This is a genomic window from Sapientia aquatica (genome assembly GCF_004358105.1).
GTDB lineage: Bacteria > Pseudomonadota > Gammaproteobacteria > Burkholderiales > Burkholderiaceae_D > Solimicrobium > Solimicrobium aquaticum.
In genome coordinates this window covers 790,315-811,953 of the sequence record NZ_SMYL01000001.1, presented here as the reverse complement: position 1 = coordinate 811,953, position 21,639 = coordinate 790,315, and the positions used below count along the sequence as shown (strand labels likewise).

General features: G+C 48.9%; 16 protein-coding genes. 8 read left to right on the top strand and 8 right to left on the bottom strand.

Features of this window, described 5'->3' with window-relative positions; translation table 11 throughout:
- Positions 1-30: 30 nt before the first annotated feature.
- From dapE to E2I14_RS03615, 6 genes are all read right to left on the bottom strand, one after another.
- Positions 31-1,158 carry a succinyl-diaminopimelate desuccinylase gene (gene dapE / locus E2I14_RS03640; protein WP_133325483.1) on the bottom strand — a complete coding sequence of 376 codons (1,128 nt, stop codon included), beginning with the start codon at positions 1,156-1,158 and terminating at the stop codon, positions 31-33.
- Between the two features lie 83 nt (positions 1,159-1,241).
- Positions 1,242-1,610, bottom strand: coding sequence for an ArsC family reductase (locus tag E2I14_RS03635; protein ID WP_133325481.1), 369 nt, complete (start codon positions 1,608-1,610; stop codon positions 1,242-1,244).
- Positions 1,611-1,613: 3 nt separating this feature from the next.
- Positions 1,614-2,747: a PilT/PilU family type 4a pilus ATPase gene (locus E2I14_RS03630; protein ID WP_133325479.1), complete on the bottom strand. Its 1,134-nt coding sequence runs from the start codon at positions 2,745-2,747 to the stop codon at positions 1,614-1,616.
- Positions 2,748-2,890: 143 nt separating this feature from the next.
- Positions 2,891-3,724: a 2,3,4,5-tetrahydropyridine-2,6-dicarboxylate N-succinyltransferase gene (gene dapD / locus E2I14_RS03625; protein WP_133325477.1), complete on the bottom strand. Its 834-nt coding sequence runs from the start codon at positions 3,722-3,724 to the stop codon at positions 2,891-2,893.
- Between the two features lie 78 nt (positions 3,725-3,802).
- A complete protein-coding gene (gene dapC, locus E2I14_RS03620; protein ID WP_133325475.1) occupies positions 3,803-5,014 on the bottom strand; it encodes a succinyldiaminopimelate transaminase in 1,212 nt (403 codons plus the stop codon).
- A 143-nt stretch (positions 5,015-5,157) separates the two neighbouring features.
- A complete protein-coding gene (locus E2I14_RS03615) occupies positions 5,158-6,225 on the bottom strand; it encodes a hypothetical protein (RefSeq protein ID WP_133325474.1) in 1,068 nt (355 codons plus the stop codon).
- A 332-nt stretch (positions 6,226-6,557) separates the two neighbouring features.
- Between E2I14_RS03615 and smc the strand changes: the two genes are divergently transcribed.
- From smc to galU, 4 genes are all read left to right on the top strand, one after another.
- Positions 6,558-10,091 carry a chromosome segregation protein SMC gene (gene smc / locus E2I14_RS03610; protein WP_133325472.1) on the top strand — a complete coding sequence of 1,178 codons (3,534 nt, stop codon included), beginning with the start codon at positions 6,558-6,560 and terminating at the stop codon, positions 10,089-10,091.
- Entirely contained in the window at positions 10,088-11,188 is a 1,101-nt protein-coding gene (locus E2I14_RS03605) for a cell division protein ZipA C-terminal FtsZ-binding domain-containing protein (protein ID WP_133325470.1), read from the top strand. The genes smc and E2I14_RS03605 overlap by 4 nt, the downstream gene beginning before the upstream one ends.
- A 121-nt stretch (positions 11,189-11,309) precedes the next feature.
- Positions 11,310-13,409, top strand: coding sequence for an NAD-dependent DNA ligase LigA (gene ligA, locus E2I14_RS03600; protein WP_133325468.1), 2,100 nt, complete (start codon positions 11,310-11,312; stop codon positions 13,407-13,409).
- A 34-nt stretch (positions 13,410-13,443) separates the two neighbouring features.
- Positions 13,444-14,322, top strand: a complete 879-nt coding sequence (galU, locus tag E2I14_RS03595; RefSeq protein WP_133325466.1) for a UTP--glucose-1-phosphate uridylyltransferase GalU — start codon at positions 13,444-13,446, stop codon at positions 14,320-14,322.
- Positions 14,323-14,397: 75 nt separating this feature from the next.
- On the opposite strand, the gene E2I14_RS03590 is transcribed toward galU, so the two are convergent.
- Positions 14,398-14,763, bottom strand: a complete 366-nt coding sequence (locus E2I14_RS03590; RefSeq protein WP_133325464.1) for a hypothetical protein — start codon at positions 14,761-14,763, stop codon at positions 14,398-14,400.
- A gap of 286 nt (positions 14,764-15,049) precedes the next feature.
- Between E2I14_RS03590 and E2I14_RS03585 the strand changes: the two genes are divergently transcribed.
- The 4 genes from E2I14_RS03585 to E2I14_RS03570 all read left to right on the top strand — a co-directional run bounded on the left by E2I14_RS03585 (position 15,050) and on the right by E2I14_RS03570 (position 21,057).
- Positions 15,050-15,811, top strand: a complete 762-nt coding sequence (locus tag E2I14_RS03585) for a substrate-binding periplasmic protein (protein ID WP_165967738.1) — start codon at positions 15,050-15,052, stop codon at positions 15,809-15,811.
- A 162-nt stretch (positions 15,812-15,973) separates the two neighbouring features.
- Positions 15,974-19,984: a hypothetical protein gene (locus tag E2I14_RS03580; protein WP_133325460.1), complete on the top strand. Its 4,011-nt coding sequence runs from the start codon at positions 15,974-15,976 to the stop codon at positions 19,982-19,984.
- Positions 19,985-20,180: 196 nt separating this feature from the next.
- Entirely contained in the window at positions 20,181-20,429 is a 249-nt protein-coding gene (locus E2I14_RS03575) for a helix-turn-helix transcriptional regulator (protein ID WP_133325458.1), read from the top strand.
- Between the two features lie 112 nt (positions 20,430-20,541).
- Positions 20,542-21,057 (top strand): hypothetical protein, encoded by a 516-nt coding sequence (locus E2I14_RS03570; RefSeq protein ID WP_133325456.1) that lies wholly within the window; start codon positions 20,542-20,544, stop codon positions 21,055-21,057.
- Positions 21,058-21,062: 5 nt separating this feature from the next.
- Here the strand turns inward: E2I14_RS03570 and E2I14_RS03565 are convergent, their stop codons facing one another.
- On the bottom strand, positions 21,063-21,617 hold the full coding sequence (locus tag E2I14_RS03565; RefSeq protein ID WP_133325454.1) for a DUF1697 domain-containing protein: 555 nt from the start codon (positions 21,615-21,617) through the stop codon (positions 21,063-21,065).
- Positions 21,618-21,639: the final 22 nt, after the last annotated feature.

The following is a 21,639-nucleotide window of genomic DNA, read 5'->3' as shown; positions in this document are numbered from 1 at the left end:
GTTGATGTGATTAAGGTTGTACTAGTCGATTTACAGCAAAATATTTTCTAAGGTTTTGCGATACACATTCTTGAGCGGCTCAATTTCGCTGATGGCGATGTGTTCGTCGATTTTATGAATACTGGCGTTAATTGGGCCGAACTCAATCACCTGCGGACAGATTTGCGCGATGAAGCGACCGTCCGACGTTCCACCGGTGGTTGAGAGTTCAGTTTGGATTCCAGTTTCCGACAAAATTGCTTTCGATAACGCATCGCTCAATGTGCCTTTAGGCGTCAAAAACGGCTGTCCGCCGATTGTCCATGCCAAGTCATAATTCAATCCATGTTTATCCAAAATGGCATGCACGCGCTCTTGCAAACTTTGGGCTGAACTGGCGGTAGAGAAACGGAAATTAAAATCTATCGTGATGTCGCCCGGAATAACGTTCGATGCACCCGTGCCGGAATGCACATTAGAAATCTGGAACGAGGTCGGCAAATAATATTCATTGGCCTGATCCCACACTTCGTTCGTTAATGCGGTAATGGCTGGGGCGGCGAGATGGATGGGATTGCTGGCTAATTGCGGATAAGCGATATGACCCTGAACGCCGTGCACGACCAACTTGCCGGTTAGGGAGCCGCGACGACCGTTCTTAATCGTGTCGCCAAACTGTTGGGACGAGGTTGGCTCACCAACCACGCAGTAATCTAATTGCTCGCCACGATTCTTCAATAAATTGCACACCACAACCGTGCCATCAATGGCTGGACCTTCTTCATCGCTGGTAATTAAAAAACCAATTGAACCAGGATGGTCGGCATGCTGTTGCACGAATTCTTCAACAGCGACCAACATCGCAGCAATTGAGCTTTTCATATCGGCTGCGCCGCGCCCATATAATTTGCCGTCACGAATTGTTGGGATAAACGGGGCGGAATTCCATTTCTCGACCGGGCCTGTTGGCACGACGTCGGTATGACCCGCAAACACAATCAGAGGCTGCGCGCTACCTTTACGGGCCCATAAATTGGTGACATTGCCGGATTGAATGGTTTCGCAGGTAAAGCCGAGGGGAGTCAATAGATCGACCATTAATTTTTGACAGCCAAAATCGGTTGGCGTTACAGATTCAAGGGTAATCAATTGCTCAGTCAGCTTCAGTGTCTTGCTCATATGTCGTTCAAAAAGGAGGGTGGGAGTAGGGGAATTGCTGCTAGCAGCAGGGTAGTTATTTGCGCTCAAGCGCCGTGGACAAATTAAGCAAAGAGCGACTGATATTTATCTTCTAAAAAACCAACCACAACGTCGAGTTTTTTGGACTGCTCAATGACCAACACTGGCCGTTTAATCAAGGATGGTGATTGCACCATGGCGGCAACGGCACTGGCTTGATCAACGACTTGGGCTTGATCGGCTTCGGACAATTTACGCCAAGTAGTGCCGCGGCGGTTTAATAACGTTTGCCAATCGGTCGCTTGATTGGTTAGCCAATGATTGATGATGGCTGGCGAAATACCAGCCTTTTTGTAATCAACAAACTCAAACTCAACCGAATTATCGGCTAACCAAGTGCGGGCTTTTTTTACCTGATCGCAGTTCGGTATTCCATACAAAGTAATACTCATTGCTTACATGTTCAAGGTGAATTCAGTAAAGGACGCTTCCTCTACTTTTGGTGGTTCTGGGTCAGCGGCGGTGTTCGATCCTTGCTCGTTATTGAGCAGCCACAACAAGTTGTTGGCGGAATCGGCATTGGCCAAACCTTCTTCTTGCGTGATCAAACCATCATTTATCAACTGCATTAAAGCGCGCTCAAAGGTTTGTGAACCTGGCGACAAGCTCTTGTCGATCGCTTCTTTGATTTCGGACATATCACCAGCGGCGATCAAATCGGCAACGTAGCGCGTATTGAGCAACACTTCCACCGCAGGATAGCGGCCGCCGTCGATAGCTTTGACCAAGCGCTGGGAAACCACAGCGCGGATAGACGACGCTAAATCCAGCAGCAGCGCGGTGCGGTGTTCGGAAGGGAAAAAGCTAATGATACGGTTCAAAGCTTGATAACTGTTATTGGCATGCAAGGTCGCCAAAACCAGATGGCCCGATTGCGCATACGACATCGCTGACGCCATCGTGGATTCATCCCGAATTTCGCCGATCAAAATACAATCCGGTGCTTGGCGCAAGGAATTGCGCAGAGCGACTTCTAGACTTTCCGAGTCAGTTCCAATTTCACGTTGGTTGACGATGGATTTCTTGCTACGGAATAGATATTCAATTGGATCTTCAATGGTCAGAATATGACCAGTGCGCAGCGTATTACGATGGTCGAGCATGGAAGCGATGGTGGTCGATTTACCCGAACCGGTGGAACCGACCAATAAAATCAATCCACGCTTTTCCATAATCAAGTCGCCCAACACGCTGGGCAGACGCAGGGCATTTAGTGCCGGAATGTGACCAGGAACGAAACGGAATACCGCAGAAATGGTGCCGCGCTGCCTAAACGCCGACAAACGGAAACGCCCAATACCGGAAGCACCAATACCGAGATTTAACTCGTTTTCGCGCTGCAGCTTTTCCATATCTTCGGCAGACACTACTTCGGATAACAAGGCAAGAATATTGGCTTGATCCATTTTTTGGTTATTAATGGGGAGCAAATTGCCATTGATTTTCAGATGTATCGGCGAGTTGATCGCGAAAAACATGTCCGAAGCTTGCTTTTCTCTCATCAACTCAAAAAGACGGTCCATTGCCATGATATTTCCTTCCCGTTCCTGCTTTTATATTAATTCACATAAAAATCAATCGTTTAGCGCTTAAATTTACCTAACGACGAATCTACAATAAATTTATTGATACAAATAAATATTTATTTCAGGATAGTAAACCAAACTGGGCCTTAAACTCCACGCAATAATTCATTTATGCTGGTTTTTGAGCGAGTTTGTGCATCGACGCGCTTCACAATCACCGCGCAATACAAGCTGTACTTGCCATCTGAACTCGGCAAATTACCCGAAACCACGACTGAGCCGCTTGGAACGCGACCATAAGTGACTTCGCCCGTCGCGCGGTCATAGATTTTGGTCGATTGGCCGATGTAGACGCCCATAGAAATGACCGAATTCTCCTCGACGATCACGCCTTCAACGATCTCAGAACGAGCGCCGATAAAGCAGTTGTCTTCGATAATCGTCGGATTAGCTTGCATCGGCTCCAACACGCCACCGATACCAACGCCGCCCGATAAATGTACGTTTTTACCGATTTGTGCGCACGAACCGACCGTTGCCCAAGTATCAACCATGGCACCTTCATCCACATACGCACCGATATTGACGTAGGACGGCATTAAAACAACATTCTTAGCAATAAAGCTACCGCGACGCGCTACCGCTGGAGGAACCACGCGGAAGCCACCTTTAGCAAAATCTTCGGCAGTGTAATTAGCGAACTTGGTCGGCACTTTGTCGAAAAACTGCATGTGCTCACCCGATGGCATCACAATATTGTCTTCTAGGCGGAACGACAGCAAGACGGCTTTTTTTACCCATTGATTAACTTGCCAGTTACCAGCACCCGCTAATTTTTCTGCCACGCGCAGGCTGCCATTGTCGAGTTGTGCTAGCACTTCAGCAACCGCTTGGCGCAACTCAGTGGGCGCGGATTTAGGTGAAAAACTGGCTCGGTCTTCCCAAGCTTGATCAATGATTTGCTGTAATTGTTGAGTCATGGTTTGCTTTAATAAAAGTAAAAAGAAGAACTGCTAATCGGCTAAGACAATTCGGAAATATTGGCGACATTGGCAAAACTAGCGCGCTAGTTTTTTGGTGAATGCAACGATTCGATTCGCCGCTTCTAAACATTCATCCACCGAGGCAACCAATGCCATTCGGATGCGCTGTTGGCCAGGATTAATGCCGTGTGCGTCGCGCGCCAAATAACTGCCCGGCAAAACCGTCACATTATATTCGGCATAGAGTTGCTTGGCGTATTCGGTATCAGAAATTGGCGCTAATTTATCCACTTTAGCCCAGAGGTAAAATCCCGCATCCGGTAATTGGACGTCCAGCACCTCTTGCAACAACGGAGTAATTTGATTGAATTTTGCTTTGTACAAGGCGCGATTTTGAATCACGTGTTGCTCATCTTGCCAAGCCAACGCCGACGCAGCTTGAATAACGGGACTCATCGCGCTGCCGTGATACGTGCGATATAGCAAAAATTGCTTAATCAGTTCAGCGTCTCCCGCGACAAAACCTGAGCGCATTCCGGGGGCGTTAGACCGTTTCGACAAGCTGGAAAAGCTAAGCAAGCGCGCATACGAAGTGCGGCCCAATCGGTGCGCCGCTTCCAATGCCCCTAGCGGTGCTTGTTCGCCGAAATAAATCTCGGAATAACATTCGTCGGCAGCAATCACAAAACCATAACGATCGGACAGCTCAAACAATTGCTGCCAATCGGCTAACGTCAACACCGCGCCGGTAGGATTACCGGGCGAGCACACAAACAGCAGTTGCACGCGCTCCCACACGTCAGCAGGAACATTGGCGTAATCAGGCGAGTAATTTCTGGCTGGATCAGCATTCACAAAATACGGCTGCGCGCCGGACAAATAGGCCGCGCCTTCGTAAATTTGGTAAAACGGATTCGGGCACATAATCAACGCAGAGGAAGTCGCTTGGGTATTGATTACCGTTTGAGCAAAGGCGAATAGCGCTTCACGCGAACCATTCACGGGCAAAATTTGCGTTGCTGGATTCGGTCTTGGGAGTTGATAGCGGCGCGCAATCCAATCGGCGATCGCGCCGCGCAAAGCATCCGAACCCAAGGTGCTCGGATAATTTGCCAATCCCGATAAATTAGCCGTGATCGCCTGCTTAATGAACTCGGGCGTGTCATGTTTCGGTTCGCCTATGCCTAAACTTATCGGCGCTAAATGTGCAGGCGGGGTAACGCCATTAAAGAGTTGTTTTAACTTTTCAAAGGGATAGGGCTGCAATTGACTTAATAAAGGATTCACGATGATCGTAAGCGGTAAAGTTAAAAATGACTGATTCGCCCAAATTTGATAAATGTTCGCGCAGCCTCGGCGCAAAATAAAATGCCAGAGATTACTCTGGCATAGTTCAAGCTCAAACGACGACTACATTATTGAACGCGAAACTAGTGACTGCCGGTAGTGAAGTTCCACGTTTTGGTAATGGTATTGGTCAAGCCATAGGTCACCAAAAAAGTCGAACCCGTAAATGTTGCTGTATAGGTTGTATTTGGCAAGAACGGTTGAGTTCCAACCCAATAAGCTTCGTAGGCTGGAATGGTTGGCGTTGGTGTCGGCGGCGTTGTTAAATTTAATGTCGCGGTTGAATAATTATTGGTGTTCAAATTAGGGTCGTTTGCCATGGTCCAAACCTTGCCAGGCAACGGTGTAGAGGAACCTGCAACCGATACGGTAAATGACGTGACGGTTAAATTGGTGCTTGCCGAAGTATGAACGCTAACCGGTGAACTGGTGTTGGCAGCAAATTGTGCCGCTGTCGTGTAGCTGGTATATACCGAGGGCGTCTCTAAGGACATGGATAACGGCACGCTCACAGCGCCGTCGCTTGGATATTGTGCGAAATAGTTAGAAGCCACGCTTTGAGCGCTAGTCAATCGACCATGATTTAGCCACCAATGCGTATTGGCCGTTGCTGCACCTGCCGTATCGCGCGCCAAGCCCATTTGCACCGTCCCTTGCGCCATTAATCCGCCGCGGTGATAAATCGTGTTGACCATTGAACTCACAGCACTCGCTCCGGTGCCAACAGCGTAAAACTCGCCAACCGATGCGGTAGGAACATTTGTTGCGGTAACAGTATTGGTTAAATAGTAGTAACCCTGAGCGATTGCGCGAGCGCTTGGAGTAATTCCTGTAAAGCCAGTTGCGCCCGAGGTTTCTAGATCTTGTTGGAACGTTGGATCATTGGCCTTCGAATACGCCATGTGTGCAGCAGCTGTTTGATCAAGCAATACGTTTTGCTGCCAGTAACCGAGGCCCATGCCAAATCGGAACGTATTAATTGCGTTAAACGCCGCCAACTCTTCCGTGCCGGTAACGTAGGTGGGCGTATTGAGGTAATTTTGAAGACTGCCTGGAATGACTGTTCCAGCTGGGATGGTATTAACGCTGCCGCCGCATGAAACTAAGGCGATTGAAGTAACGATCAAACCAGTAATTGCTATTTTTTTCATGAAAACCTTAATTTTGTTGCGCTTAGAGCAAAAGAGCCGTCGTCTAAGAAAGAATCAAATGCGGCATTAAATTGTAGAGCGGTAATATAAACCAAGTCGCCTGTTAATGCATTAACTTATATGTCACAAAGCTTGCCGCGTTAGGTGCAACACCATTGTTTTTGTTGCCACCTAAGGACAACGGGTTGTCATAAAAATTCTAAAAGTAAAAAATCCGATGCTATTATATGCGGGGCTTGGGAAGACAGACCTTGGTTTGCACCATTAAAACATGTTCATATTGCTGCCAAAATAGCCTAACAATACTCAAATAACATTTAATTACATTCATTGTGCGCTTAACCTCCATTAAATTATCTGGATTCAAATCCTTTGTTGAACTTTCTCATTTCCACGTGCCAGGCCAATTAGTTGGTGTTGTCGGGCCGAATGGGTGCGGTAAATCAAACATTATCGATGCGGTGCGTTGGGTTCTAGGTGAATCCAAAGCCTCCGAATTGCGCGGCGAATCGATGCAAGACGTGATTTTTAATGGTTCAACGAACCGCAAGCCAGCAGGACGTGCTTCGGTTGAATTGGTGTTTGATAACAGTTTGGGCAAGGCCGCAGGGCAATGGGGCCAGTATGCCGAAATTTCCGTCAAGCGCACCTTAACGCGTGACGGCACCTCGACCTATTACATTAATAATCAGGCAGTTAGACGACGCGACATTCAAGATATTTTTCTCGGTACCGGCTTAGGACCGCGCGCTTACGCGATTATTGGTCAAGGCATGATTTCGCGCATTATCGAAGCGCGTCCGGAAGAATTACGGATTTTCTTGGAGGAAGCTGCTGGCGTATCGCGCTACAAAGAACGCCGCCGTGAAACCGAGAATCGAATTCACAGCACCAATGAAAATTTAGTCCGCGTGGAAGACATTTTGCGCGAACTCAACGTCAATTTAGAGAAACTCGAAGCGCAAGCGATTGTCGCCAATAAATTCCGCTCGTTGCAATCTGATCAGGAAGAAAAACAGAAACTGCTCTGGCTGTTAAAGCAAAAAGAAGCTGGAACCGAGCAAGAGAAATTCTTCAGAGATATCGAGCAAGCACAAACCGATCTAGAAGAAAACACCGCCAAGCTGCGTCACGTCGAGCTGGAATTAGAGCAACTCCGCCAAGCGCATTACAGCGTGGGCGATAAAATGCACCAGGCGCAAGGCCATCTTTATCAGACCAATTCGGAAATTGGCAGTTTAGAAGCCCAAATCCGGTTCGTGGTCGATTCGCGCAGCCGCTTGCAAATGCAATTGAACACCTTAAAAGTGCAACGTGAACAATGGCAACGCCAAGAGCAAGACAAGCAAAACGAATTAGCAGAAGCGGAAATCGAGATCGAAGAATTAGCGGCGCGTTCTGAAGAAGCCAAACAAGCGGCCGAGCAACATGCCCAGCAATTGCCCGAGCAAGAAGAGAAATGGCGCACTGGCCAGCAAAAAACCGCTGATTGGCGCGCCAAGATCATGCAAATGCAGCAGCAAATTGAATTGGAATCCGCGCAACAACGCAACGCCAATAATGTGTTGAACGGTTTAGTACTGCGGCGCGAACGTTTGCAGCAAGAAAAAAGCGGTTTGCAACTGCCCGATCAAACACACTTGACCAATCTCTCCGAGCAATTAGAAGAAAAGCGCATGGATTTGGAGCAAGCGCAGCAGCAGCTCGATGAAATCCAACAGCGTCACCCTGAGCTAGACCAAGCGCGCCAAGCAGCGCAGCAACAAGTGCAGACGGAATCGTCCGCCAACGCGCAGCTAGAAGCCCGTTTAGCCGCGCTGACCCAGTTGCAAGCCAGCGTACAAAGTGAAGGCAAAGTTCAGCCTTGGTTAGCTAAACATGAACTCACCAATTTGCCACGTTTATGGCAAAAGCTGCACATTAAAGATGGTTGGGAAACAGCGTTAGAAGCCGTTTTACGCGAGCGCACGCAAGCATTAGAAGTCTCTAATCTGGATTGGGCTAAAGCATTTTTTGGTGACGCGCCACCGGCAAAATTAGCGTTTTATTCGGCTAATGCGGTGGGCAACCCATCGGTAACAGAGGCGAATTACCCGACATTGATGTCCTTGTTGCAGCTAAATGACTCTAATTTGCGCGCCGTTTTACAAGATTGGTTGCAACACGTTTATATCGCCGAAGACGCCGCCAGCGCACTCATGGAACGCGCCAAACTGCCAGCGGGCGGTTGTTTCGTGACCAAACAAGGTCATTTGATTTCAGCGTCCAGCGTGCGTTTTTATGCTTCCGACGCGGAACAAGATGGCATGCTGGCGCGCGCGCAAGAGATCGAACATTTACAAAAGCAAACTCGGGCGCAACAACTATTAGCAGAACAAGCACGCGCCAATGCGATTCGCGCCGAAGCCGCTTACACCCAAGCAACGTCGCGCTTGCAAGAATTGCGCGGCACGGTGCAAGGCTTGACGCAACAAGTCCACACCTTGCAGATTGAAGTCATGAAGCTGACCGAGATTCAATCGCGCTTTAATCAACGCAGTGTGCAGATTGAGACTGATTTAGCTGAGATCAAAGCGCAAGAGCAAGAACAGCAGCAACTCAAAGCCGAATCGGAGCAAAAGTTTGAAGAGCTCGACATTGGTTTAGCTCAAGAGCAAGAGCAATTTGAAGATTGGCAAACCACGCATTTGGAGCAAGAGCAGCAACTGAACTTGGCGCGCACGAAGTTGCGTGACTTGGAATTAGCAGCGCAACAAGCGGCGTTTGCCGAGCGCACACATTACCAAACCGTTGAAGAACTCAAGCGCACCATTAGCACCGCCAATACGCAAGCCGCCCAAGTTTTCGAATCCATGCAACAAGGCATGTTGGAACTCGAAAATATGGAAGACGAGTCGGTACAAGAAGGTCTGCAAGAGTTACTCGATAAGCGAAGTCAACAAGAGCGCGCGTTGTCCGATGCACGGCATGAATTAGATCAACTCACACAACAATTGCGGACGCACGAAGACGCTAAAAATCAAGCCGAACGCAATCTGCAACCACAGCGCGATCGCATTATGGAATTGCAATTGAAAGAGCAAGCGGCACGGTTAAATCAAGAACAATATGCGCAAGCCTTGACCGACGTTGGGATGGACGCCGATCAATTAGCGGCGTTGTCAGAAAAATTAACTCCAGATTTAAAAGCCTCGTATTTGCAAGGCGAAGTCACCCGTTTAGGTAACGCAGTAATCGCTTTAGGCGCGGTCAACTTGGCGGCGTTGGATGAACTGACGCAAGCGACCGAACGTAAACAATTCTTAGACGCGCAGCACGCTGATCTAACGGAAGCGATTCAAACTTTGCAAGATGCGATTCACAAAATCGACATGGAAACTCGCGACTTATTGCAAGACACGTTTGATAAGGTCAACCTGCATTTCGCCGAATTGTTCCCGATCTTATTTGGCGGCGGGCAAGCGAAATTGGTGATGACGGGCGATGAGATTTTAGATTCTGGTGTTCAAGTGATGGCGCAACCACCGGGCAAGAAAAATGCCACGATTCACTTGCTCTCGGGTGGTGAAAAGGCATTAACCGCGACCGCCTTAGTGTTCTCGATGTTCCAACTCAACCCTGCGCCGTTCTGCTTATTAGATGAGGTTGATGCGCCGCTGGACGATTCAAACACCGAGCGCTTCTGCAATATGGTCAAGAAAATGTCGGCCAATACTCAATTCTTGTTTATTTCTCATAATAAAATTGCGATGGAAATGGCGCAGCAATTGATCGGCGTGACGATGCAAGAACAGGGCGTGTCGCGTATTGTTGCCGTTGATATGGAATCCGCAGTCAACTTTGCTACAGAGGTTCAAGCAGCATGACAGATTTAAATTTGACTTTATGGGGCGCTGGTGGGGCCGTTATTTTGGGCGTCGTTATTTATAATTTTTGGCAAGAATATCGCGCCAAGAAAAACGTTGAACGCGCCTTTGGCAGCAACCAAGATGACGTGTTGATGAAGCCTGGCTCGGCATCGGACCCTTCAAGCGCGCCGCTCAAGCGCGAACCCGTTTTAGACGAACAAGCGCCGGCGCATCCAGCCTCAATTCATGCTGGCAATACGCATCAATCGGTGTCACCAGACCTTGAGCAAAACGTGTTTTCAGCTCCAGCTCCCGTTGAAATGGATTTGCCGGTCGATGATTTTATCGATTGCATTATTCCGATGGAATTTGATAGCCCAATTCGCGGCGATAAAATTTTGAGTGAAATCCAATCGTTCCGCCGCATCGGCAATAAACCGGTGCATTTCATCGGCATAAATGAGGACGGTAAGCGCGAAATGATTACTCACGGCGTGATGTATAGCCAGGTCATTGCCGGCGCGCAGTTGGTTAGCCGTAGCGGACCGTTGAATGAGTTGGAATATTCAGAACTGGTCACGCGAGTTAAACAAATTGCCGATAATTTGAATGCCTATCCCGATATTCCCGACATGAAGCATGTCATGGACGCGGGACGCGATTTGCACATTTTCGTCACCGAACATGACGCGCAGTTAAGCGTCAACGTGCAAAGCAAAGGCGCTCCGTGGGCGATTGCAACGCTGTTAGCAGCGCTTGAAAAGCAAGGTTTTGATGTGCGTCCAGACGGCCGCTTAGCCATGTTGGACGGCGAAGGTGGGGCCTTATACACCTTATCAACCAATGCAGGAATTACCGAACAAACTACTTCGCGCATTACATTGTTATTGGATGTGCCTTGTGTAGCGCCTGCGCGTGGCGGCTTTAAAGCGATGATTTCGTGCGCTAAAAACCTTGCGCTGCGCTTGGGCGGTGCGGTTGTTGATGATAGCAATTCTGAATTAGACGACGCGACGATAGATCAAATTTACGAACAAGTTGAGCTGTTTTATAGCGCTATGCAGGCCGCGGATATTCCTGCTGGCTCCAGCCGAGCCGTGCGGATATTTAGTTAGTCATCGTTGCACCACATTGCTCTGTTAGGTGGCATTTGCGTCGCAACGATGTTCTTAGCTGTGAATGACGTAACAGGGCAATTTTATTTAAACCGATTCTAGAAATTCTCCGAACTATCCCATGCAAAATGATTTATTTGATGCGGGCGACACACCGCCTGCGAGCGATCCCGCACAAGTGGCGCAACACTATCGCCAACAATTAAATCAATACAATCACGAGTATTACGTCTTAGATGCACCCAGCGTTCCGGATGCGGAATACGATCGGGTGTTCAAACAATTACAGGCGCTTGAGAAGCAATATCCTCACCTTGCCACGCCAGATTCACCAACATTGCGCGTCGGTGGTGCGGCCTTGGCAGCCTTCAAGCAAATTCAACACGCCGTGCCGATGCTGTCGCTCAATAATGGTTTTGAAGATGCTGATGTCGAAGCGTTTGTGCGTCGGGCCGAAGAAGGTTTAGCTTCCGAGATTGGGCGCACTCCTGACATTGACTACGTAGCCGATCTCAAATTTGATGGCTTGGCAATCAGCTTGCTGTATCAAGACGGTTTATTGATTCAAGCGGCAACGCGCGGCGATGGCAGCGTGGGCGAGGATGTGACCGAAAACATTCGCACCATTCGCGCCATTCCGCTGCGACTCATCGGCGATAACATTCCGCACATCCTCGAAGTGCGCGGCGAAGTCTTAATGTTTAAAGCGGATTTCATCAAATTGAATGAGCGCCAGCGACGCCAAGAGTTGAAAGAATTCGCCAACCCAAGAAATGCCGCGGCAGGGAGTTTGCGCCAGTTGGATGCCAAGATCACAGCGCAGCGCCATTTGCGCTTTTTTGCTTACGGTTTAGCGCAATTTGTGCCCTCCGACGCGCAAACCACATTGCAAACTCTGCAAACACACAGTGATTTACTGGCTTGGTACAGCCAAATCGGTATCCCAGTTTGCAAAGAGCAGGGCAGGGCAACGTCAGCCCAAGGCTTGCTCGATTTCTACCATTCGATCGAACAAAAACGCGACCAACTCCCCTATGAAATTGATGGCGTGGTGTACAAGGTCAATTCGTTCGCACAGCAGCAACAATTAGGCTTTGTTTCACGCGCTCCACGGTTTGCCATCGCGCATAAATTCCCCGCCCAAGAACAACTCACGACGGTATTGGATATTGAAGTGCAAGTAGGTCGAACTGGGGCAATTACGCCGGTGGCGCGCCTTGCGCCGGTTCAAGTGGGCGGCGTGATTGTTACCAACGCAACGCTGCACAATGAAGATGAAATTCGGCGTAAAGATGTGTGGATAGGCGATGTGGTGATCGTGCGCCGCGCTGGCGATGTGATCCCTGAAGTCGTCGCATCGGTACCTGCACAACGCCCAGCTAACGCCAAACGCTTTGAAATGCCAAGCAACTGCCCACAATGCGGTTCACCCATCGTCAAGCTAGAAGACGAAGCCATTGCGCGCTGTGGCGCTGGCTGGATTAAATGTTCAGCCCAACGAAAAGGCGGCTTGTGGCATTTCGCGTCACGCAAAGCCATGAATATCGACGGCTTAGGCGAGCAATTGCTGGATCAATTAGTCGATAAAAACGTGATTACCACCGCCGCTGATCTGTATAAATTAGGCTTTATGAGCTTGGTAACGCTGGAGCGCATGGCGGAAAAATCGGCCAACAATGTCATTGCAGCGATTGAAGCCTCAAAGAAAACTACACTGGCTCGCTTTATTTACGCGCTCGGTATTCGTCATGTGGGCGAAACGACTGCCAAAGATTTAGCCCGCAGTTTTGGCGACATCCACGCTATTATCGACGCGAGCGAAGAACAATTGCTGGCGGTGAACGAAGTCGGCCCGGTGGTCGCCAAGTCAATTCGGCAATTTTTCTCCGATCCACTCAATCGCGAAGTCGTGGAGCAATTACTGGCGGCTGGCGTGAGTTGGCCGCAAGCAGAGGAAAGCGGTCATAATGGTTTAATACTTAGCGGTAAAACTGTCGTATTAACCGGAACCCTGCCAACGCTAAGCCGCGAACAAGCCAGTGCCTTGATAGAACAAGCTGGCGGCAAGGTGCAAAGTTCTGTCTCGAAAAAAACCAGCATGGTGTTAGCGGGTGACGAGGCCGGCAGCAAATTGGTGAAGGCGCAAGAGTTAGGCGTATTGATTATTTCTGAAGCCGAATTGCTGGCCATGTTGTCAGACCAAGCGCCACAGCAAAACTAACATTGACATATAAATCCGATAGCGAGAAAGCTAGATGAAAAAAATCACCAAAGCAGTATTTCCAGTAGCCGGTTTGGGTAGTCGGTTTTTGCCCGCAACCAAAGCCCAACCGAAAGAAATGCTCACGCTTGTCGATAAGCCGTTGATTCAATATGCGGTCGAAGAAGCCGTTGCCGCTGGCATTACCGAATTAATCTTTATCACTGGCCGCAACAAGCGCGCGATTGAAGATCATTTTGATACCGCCTACGAATTAGAAACCGAATTAGAAGCGTCGAACAAAACCGCGCTGCTTGATTTAGTGCGCAACGTCATTCCAAAATCGGTCACCTGCATTTACATCCGCCAACCCGCAGCGCTTGGTTTAGGACATGCCGTTTTATGCGCCAAGCCAGTGGTTGGTGATGAGCCATTCGCTGTGTTGCTGGCCGACGATTTCATGTTGGCTGAAGCAGGACAAACCAATACCACCGAGCAAATGGTCAAACTGTTCGAGCAAGAGCAAGCTAGTTTAGTCGCAGTGCAGGACGTACCGAGAGAGCAAACCAAACAATACGGCATCGTTAGCGGCGTGCCATACAAAGATCGCTTAGAACGTATGTCTGGCATCGTCGAAAAACCATCACCAGATCAAGCACCATCCACATTGGCGGTTGTCGGTCGCTATGTCTTAGACGGGAAAATTTTCTCGTACCTCGAAAAAATCGGCAAAGGTTCAGGCGGCGAAATCCAACTCACCGATGCCATCGCAGCCATGCTTAAAGATCACCCTTATTTAGCTTATCGTTTTGCTGCGACTCGCTATGATTGCGGTAGCAAATTAGGTTATTTGAAAGCGTCGATGATGCTGGGCACTTTGCATCATGAAGTGGGGGAAGAATTCAAAGCTTATCTGCACGAAACCAAGTTTTAATTCGCTCGATGTGTTCGGAATGCAGCTCGCTAGCAAACGAGCTGATAGTTAATTCAGTGACGACACGCAGCTATTTCAATAGCGATGCTCGTCAATCAAGTGTTTATTAAAGCTATATTTTGTGCCGCCAGGCAGCTTATCTGCTAAGCGTTTTGGATTCGCGGCAGAAATAAACACATCAGCAATCCCATCTTTAATGCGGAATTTGGTCGCGGGGCTTAAGATCGCGTTTGGCTTGAGCATCAAATGCCGAAAAATCCGCGCTTTTTCGCTACAGAGCAAAAAATGACATTCTTTGCGAAAACTGGTGAGCGGAATATTCAACCACCAGCCCTCATCATCCACATAGCGCACCACTTGTGAAAACTGAGTGTTGCTAGCATTAAGGGCATTTGATCTCAAGGATTCGTTGGCGATCTGGATGGCTTCTTCTTTGTTCATGGCGTTGGGGCTGTTAAAAATAGAGCTTTAGAGTTCGGGGGGAGCAGTTTAACGTATTTGACTGGTTTGATACCACTAATCGACCTGATGGGCGTCAAGTTGCTCTGCGCTAAATGCTTTATCATTGCCGCTGGGCAGCCTTTAATAAACTAATGATTTCAACCCGGTTTCAGCTGGAACTGCAAGGCTGTTTGATTGTATGTCCCTGTTTTTCTGCTAGGTTGATAGCTAGAAGGCGGCAAAAGGTGGCCTTCTATTCGCAATAAAACTTATCTGAATGAAAACGATGTTTTTTACTGATCGATTAAAAACGCTTATTTTATGTGCGGGACTAATTTTACTCTGTCAGGTTTGCCATGCCGAAAATATTGTGATTTACGGGGGCGACTCGTTTGACCCTCAGACTTATCTGGATAACGGCAAACCCGCTGGTGTTATTCCGGCCCTGTTTGCAAGGATTTCAAAAGATACTGGCGACACATACACTTTTAAGCTGCTGCCCTGGAAACGCGCGATCGCAGAATCGGCTCAAGGGAAGGGCGGCATCGTAAGCTTCACATTGAACGCCGAACGCGCCAAAAACTACGATTTTTCCGAACCCACGTATCAAAACAAGGTGCGATTGATGGTGCTAAAGGAGAATAGTTTTAGTTTTAACACGTTGGCCGACTTGAACGGATTAGTGGTTGGATTTCCCTTAGGCTCAAGCTTTGGGGATGCATTCGATGCCGCTGTAGCCAACAAAAAAATCATTGCCGAAACCGATACGAATCAAGTCTCACGTCTAAAAAAACTGTTATTAGGGCGCATTGATGTGGCGATTTTAGGATCCAGCTCATTCCAAAAAGTCGTCGTGACTGATCCGCTGTTATTAGCCAACAAAGACCGCTTTAAGGCACTTCCCAATCCGCTCTTAGAAGATTGGCTGTACCTAGCTTTTGCCAAACAGATGCAAATGAAACCTGCGTTAGAGCGTTTCAATAAGTCCTTAATCGCCCTCAAAAAGTCAAAAGAATACGACGCAATCGTTAGTCAATATTCCCACTAAAAAATTTCCATACAGAAATTCATTTTAAATAAGCTTCACAATTCCCCTTCTATTCGGGCAATGAATTCCGCTTGAAATGCTGATAATCCAACCTGAGACGTTGTCTTTGCAATGCACCGCCATCAACGTCAGTGATGAATATCAAATCAACGGGAGCAGCTTATGGATACCGCGCATTCACAGCCATCAATGCCAGCATTAGATGCAGAGGAATTAGACGGATTTAATGATGACAACAATCGCGTCATGGATTTAAAGTCCATCCGCGCTGCCATTGCCCGCGTTGAAGCCGAAGCACGCGCCACCGTTGCCGCCGAAAACCGCGCCTTTACCGAAGCCAGAGCCCGCGCCGCGGCGGAAGATCGGGCCGAATTCGACAATCAAGCGGCCATCGAAGCCGAACAAGCTTTAATCCTCGAAGAAGAAGCCAAGCAAATTTCCAAAGCGCGCTTGCAAGCCGAGCAGCAAGCCCGTTTAGCGCAGCAAATCCGCATCGCGGCAACCCAAAAAGAGTTGCAAGCCATCAGCGAGCGGGTCCAAATGGATGCCAAAGCGACTCGTGCTGCGCAAGAACGCCTAGAAGCCGAGCAACTCGCCAAGCAACGCGCGGCCGAACAAATCGAATTAGAAAAGTCGCTCAGCGAGCGTGCTAAACAAGCTGGCGAACAGTTCATTCAACAAGCTGCCCAAGCGCGTGAGCAGTTCGTTTTGCTGTCAGAAACCGAAGAATCAACCCGCCAAGAAGCCGCAGCGCGCACCCAATCCGAAGCCAAGTTATTGGAACTAGCGCGTGCTGAACAGCATTTAGAACAGACCGCCAAAGTTAAAGCCGAAGCCTTACTTGAGTCTAAAGAAAAGAATTTATCGGTCCGCGCCGAACGCGAATTAGCCCAAGCCGCTGCATTGCAACTGACCCGCGAAAACACCACAACCGAAATCTGGGCTTTAGAGCAAGCCAAAGCGCATGCCAACGTGTTAAAAGAGCAGCAAGAAATTTACCGCGCCCGCATCGAAACCGAAAAAGCCGCCACCGAAGCCTTAGAAGCGCGCTTAAAAGCGGAATACGAATTGCAACAAGCCGCCGAGCAACGGCTATACAAAGAAAGCATGGCGGCCACCACCGCGCAAGCGCGCCATGAAGCTGAGCAGAAACTCAAAGTCGTCGCCGAGCAACGTATTGCGACCGAAAAAGCGCTGCAAGAGCAAGCATGGAAGCACATCGAGCTAGAACAGCAAGCCGAGCAAGCCGCGCAACAACGCTTACAACAAGAAGCGCTGGCGATTGAACAAGCGCGCCAACGCGAACAAACCGAGCAAGACGCGGCGAAACTAATTCATCAGCGGTTAGAGAGCGAACAACAAGCCAAAGCCAGCGCCGAGCAACGTTTAAAGCTAGAACAACAAGCCGCCCAAGCCGCCCTAAAGCAGCAACTCGCTGAGCAAGTACGCGAAGCGGCGCAGGCCGAACACACGCGGCTGCAACAAGAAAACGCCCAACTCCAAAGTCAACATGCTGAGCAAGCCAAACATTTGGTGGCGGTTGAACGTCAGCACGTCATCGCGATGAAAACTGCGCGTGAACTGCTAGAGCAACAAACCCAAAGCAAGCAGCAATTAATTGAGGAAGAACAAAAGCAAGCGGCGATTTTAAAAGCGCAAAACGATGTCATCGCGATGCAAGAGCAAGCCGCACTCGCCGCCCAGGCCTTGCACGCCGTTGAATACCGCGCCGGCAAAATCGTCCTAGAGCAAAATCTCGAATACAGCCGCTTAAAACAGCAAGCCGCGATTACCCTAGTAGAAAAAAGCCGCCAAGCCTTAGAAGTGGTGCACGCCAAACGTCGGCGTGTCGAACAAGAGCAAACCACCTTAGCGCTATTAAAAAACAAAGCACAAGCAGAACATCAACGCGCTCAATCCGCCTTAAAAGTCGCGCAAGCGACGCAAGAACGGATATTGAAAGAGCAGGAATTGCATCAGATTAATCAGCAAACCAGCGCGACTGAGCACGAGCAAAAAATTCTGCTGCAAATGCAGGCCGAAGAACAGCAAAAAATCTTATTAGCCAAGCAAGCACAAACCAAAGCCGGATTGCATCAAGTCGCGCAGCTGCAAGTCCAGCGCGAAGCCCAACGCAATGCCGCCATGGCCGCTTTAGACCAAGCTAAGCAAAGCGTGAATTTGTCGCAGCTTAAGTTAAAACATGCCGAAGCTGAACAGCAGCAAGCCAACGCCATGCACGAAAAATGCTTGGCCGAGCAAGCGCTATTTCAACAAACCGAAGCACGTAAAGCGGCCGAATTAAAACAAGCCGGCGTGTTAAAGCAATTGTCCGAAGAAGAGGGCGCCAAACAACGCGCCATCGAGGAATCGATCCGCCTCACCGAACAGCGTTTGCAGGACGCCAAAGCGCAAACCGCGCTACGCGAACAAGTGTTGGCCGCCGCCAAAACCAAACAAGAATTAGCTGCCAAATTGCTAGCCCAAGAAGGAAGCAATTTCGCCTTAGAACAGCAAGCGATTCAAACTCACCAAGCCAAGTTAGAAGCACAACAAGCGCATCAACTGCAATTGCAACAGCGTTTAGCCGAAGAACAAAAGGCGCGCGATTTGCACCTGCAACAGCAACAAGAAGAGCAGGCAGCGCATGCCGCCGCCGAATTGCTTGTGCAACAAAAAGCCGCCATTTTGGAAAAAACCAAACAGCTAGCCCAAAGCCGTATGGCGGTCCAAGAACTGCTTAAAGCCAAACAAGAGCAAGCCGAGCAAGCTGAGCAAGAAGTCCTGCTGCAAACCGTGTCCGAAAATCAGCTCCTGCAACAAATCCAAGAATCGCGCACGTTGATCGCTGAACGGATTGCCAAAAACAAAGAATACGAGCAAGTCCAACAAGAGCGCATCAAAGCCGAACAGCAAGCCATCCAAGCCTTGGAAGAGCGCCTGCACGCGGAACAAGAACTCAGCAGCTTGCATCAACAACGCAGCAAAGCGGAGCAAGATGCAAAACAGTTGCTGGAAGTGCGCTACGCCGAACAACAAGCGCGCTTAACCCAGATTGAAAAGCTAGCCCGCATTAATCAACGCCTGCAAGAGCGCGCCGCACAATTAGCAATCCAGCAGGCCAATGAGCTAGAAAAGATCAAGCGCGCCCAAGCCCAGCAACTGCGCGAACAACGCGCCGCGGCGATTGCCTTAGACCGTCAACGCCAAGCCGAGGAAGCAACCGCCAAAGAATTAGCGCAACAAACGCGCTTACAGCAACAGCAAGCGCTGCTGGCGCAACAGCAATTGCGTGACGAGCAAGAGATGAAGCAAGCCTTAGAACGGCAACACGCAGCCCAATTGGCTATTGCAGAGCAAAGCAAACAACAAGCCGAAGCAGCACGCTTGTCGCAACAAGAAAAACAACGTCACCTAATCGAAGCGCAGCGCTTAGCCGAATTAGAGCAAAGCAAACTGGAATTAGAACAACAGTTGCAGCAAGAAACCATCGCAAAAATCACCGCGATCAGTCAGCAACTTCAGTTCATCCAGCAACGCATGGTCATCGAACAGCAACAAGCCCAATGCCAAGCCTATCGCGCCGAATTGGAACAGCAACAAACCGAATTGCTGCAAAAGCAATTGCAGCAGCAAGAAGCGTTGATCAATGCCGAACACGAAAAAGTCGCGCAACTGGCCAAGGCCGTCGAGCTTGAAGCTGAAGTCTGCCGACTTGAACAAGAAGCAGCACAAAAAGCCACCTTGAACGCGCAGAAACAGCAGTTGGTATTAACCTTATTGGAGCAAAAGCTAGCGCACTATTCACGCAAAACCGAAGAGCAGCAACTAGCCGAACAGCGTCATTTGCAGGAAAAAATGCAGCAAGCCGAGCAGCTATCGAGCCAATTGTTTGAGCGTTTATCGAACCAACGCGCAGACGGCAACGAATGGATTAATCGCGCTCAGCAAGTATTACAAGATGCGCCGATTGACGTTCCCGCCGCGCCGAAAGCCAAACGTTTGAGCACCGTTTTAGCTGGCTTGATTGTCTTGATGGGCGTAAGCAGCACGTCTATCGTGACCGATTTGGTCAGCCCAACTAAAACACAATTGGTCGCCAGTAATACAACCCCGGTCGCAGCTCACTCTGCTTTAAAGATGAGTTTGAATTTATCCCAAGCCAAACGCTAAACAATCCAAGGGCGACGTCGCCCGATTAACTGCAAAATAAGAACGCCACGGCTTAGTTCGTGGCGTTTTTTTGTGCAAAAGGTTCTAGCAGCGATTCCTGCCTTATCGTGATATTTGTGTTGATTTTAATTATTTCGTTGAATATCATTACAAAATGTTGTGAGCACACAATAAATTATTGTTTTGGTGATGACAAATGGCAATCCACAATCGAATTGCGCTATTTCGGACAGAACGCGGCATATCGCGCAAAGAACTGGCCGAAGCGATTGGCGTGAACAATCAAACGGTAGGCTATTTAGAGCGCGGCGATTACCAGCCAAGCTTGGAATTGGCCTTAAAAATTGCACGCTATTTTGGGGTAACTGTTGAGTTATTGTTTTCGCTGGAGCCGTTTGAATCAATCGCCAGCGCATTAAAACGGGCCGATGAAAGCAAAAATTGAGGCAAGCTTATTTCGGGCTAAATTCTCGCAACCGTATCTACAAACGCGGTGGCGGGATCGAACTATAAGCGTAAATTAGTCAATTCTAGAATCTATGCAGGGAGTCAAAACGATGTCGATTAGCGAAAACAATGTTCTGTTAGAACGCTTAGATAAGATTGCTAGGTGGACCGGCATTCCAAAGCTCAGCGAGCGTCCAGCACGTCGGCGCGCAATGCGTTTCTTACCGATTGTTACTCTGGCGTTGGGAACGGTTGGGTTCGGCATTATTCTTTTTTATCCCGATCAATATTGGTTTGGTTATGCGGGAATGATGCTGTGTTTTTGTTTGAGTGTATTTTTTCCGATTTTTGGGCCAATCAAACAAGCGGCGCAACCCAATGAAAACCTGGACGAACTCGATAGAATGATGGGCCGAAAAGCGCATCTTTTTACATTCGGCGTAATAAGTATTGTCGCCATCGTCGGCATCTGGTGTTTAATCGGCCTTAGCGCTTACGCCGATTGGAAGCGCGAAATACTCATCAAAGCGATGCTAGGTTTACTTTTTTATCTAATGTCGCTGCTGACAACTCTGCCTACGCTGTATGCCAGTTGGTCGTTCCCGACCATTAGCGAAGAAGAGTAGGGGATTCAATTTGCTGATTCGCCAGCGACCAATCTCAGGATTGCATCAACAGTCGTCCAATTGCGGGCGGTGCATGGAGCGCCAAACACCGATTCCATTTTCGCGCCTAGCTTAGATTTGCCAAAGCCGTTGGGGGTATGAAAGTACGCAACGCTGCCAACCACCAGCAAGCGTTCCGATTGGTGTAATGAAGCAGCGAGTCGAGCTTGGTTGACATTGGTCGGCGCAGCATCAAAAAAGAAAAAGTGCAAAACCTTAGCGTCTTTTTCAATCGATAAATCAGAAAATGGCTGCTGCTCAATCGCGGCAGCTAGTTCTTCGTTAGTGAGCAAAACCACCGAAGGCTTAAACCCAAAATGCGCCGCGATAATCTCACTAATAGATTGCGCCAAGTTGACGCGATCGGATTGCTGATGACGAAAAATGACGTTTCCGCTTTGAATATAGGTTCGTACCTCATGGAAACCGTTCGATTCCAACAGCAACCTTAATTGCGCCATCGGCAGCTTATTATTGCCGCCCACGTTGACACCTTTGAGCAAAGCAATCCACGTTTTCATATTTTCAGGTTTCCTTAACTTG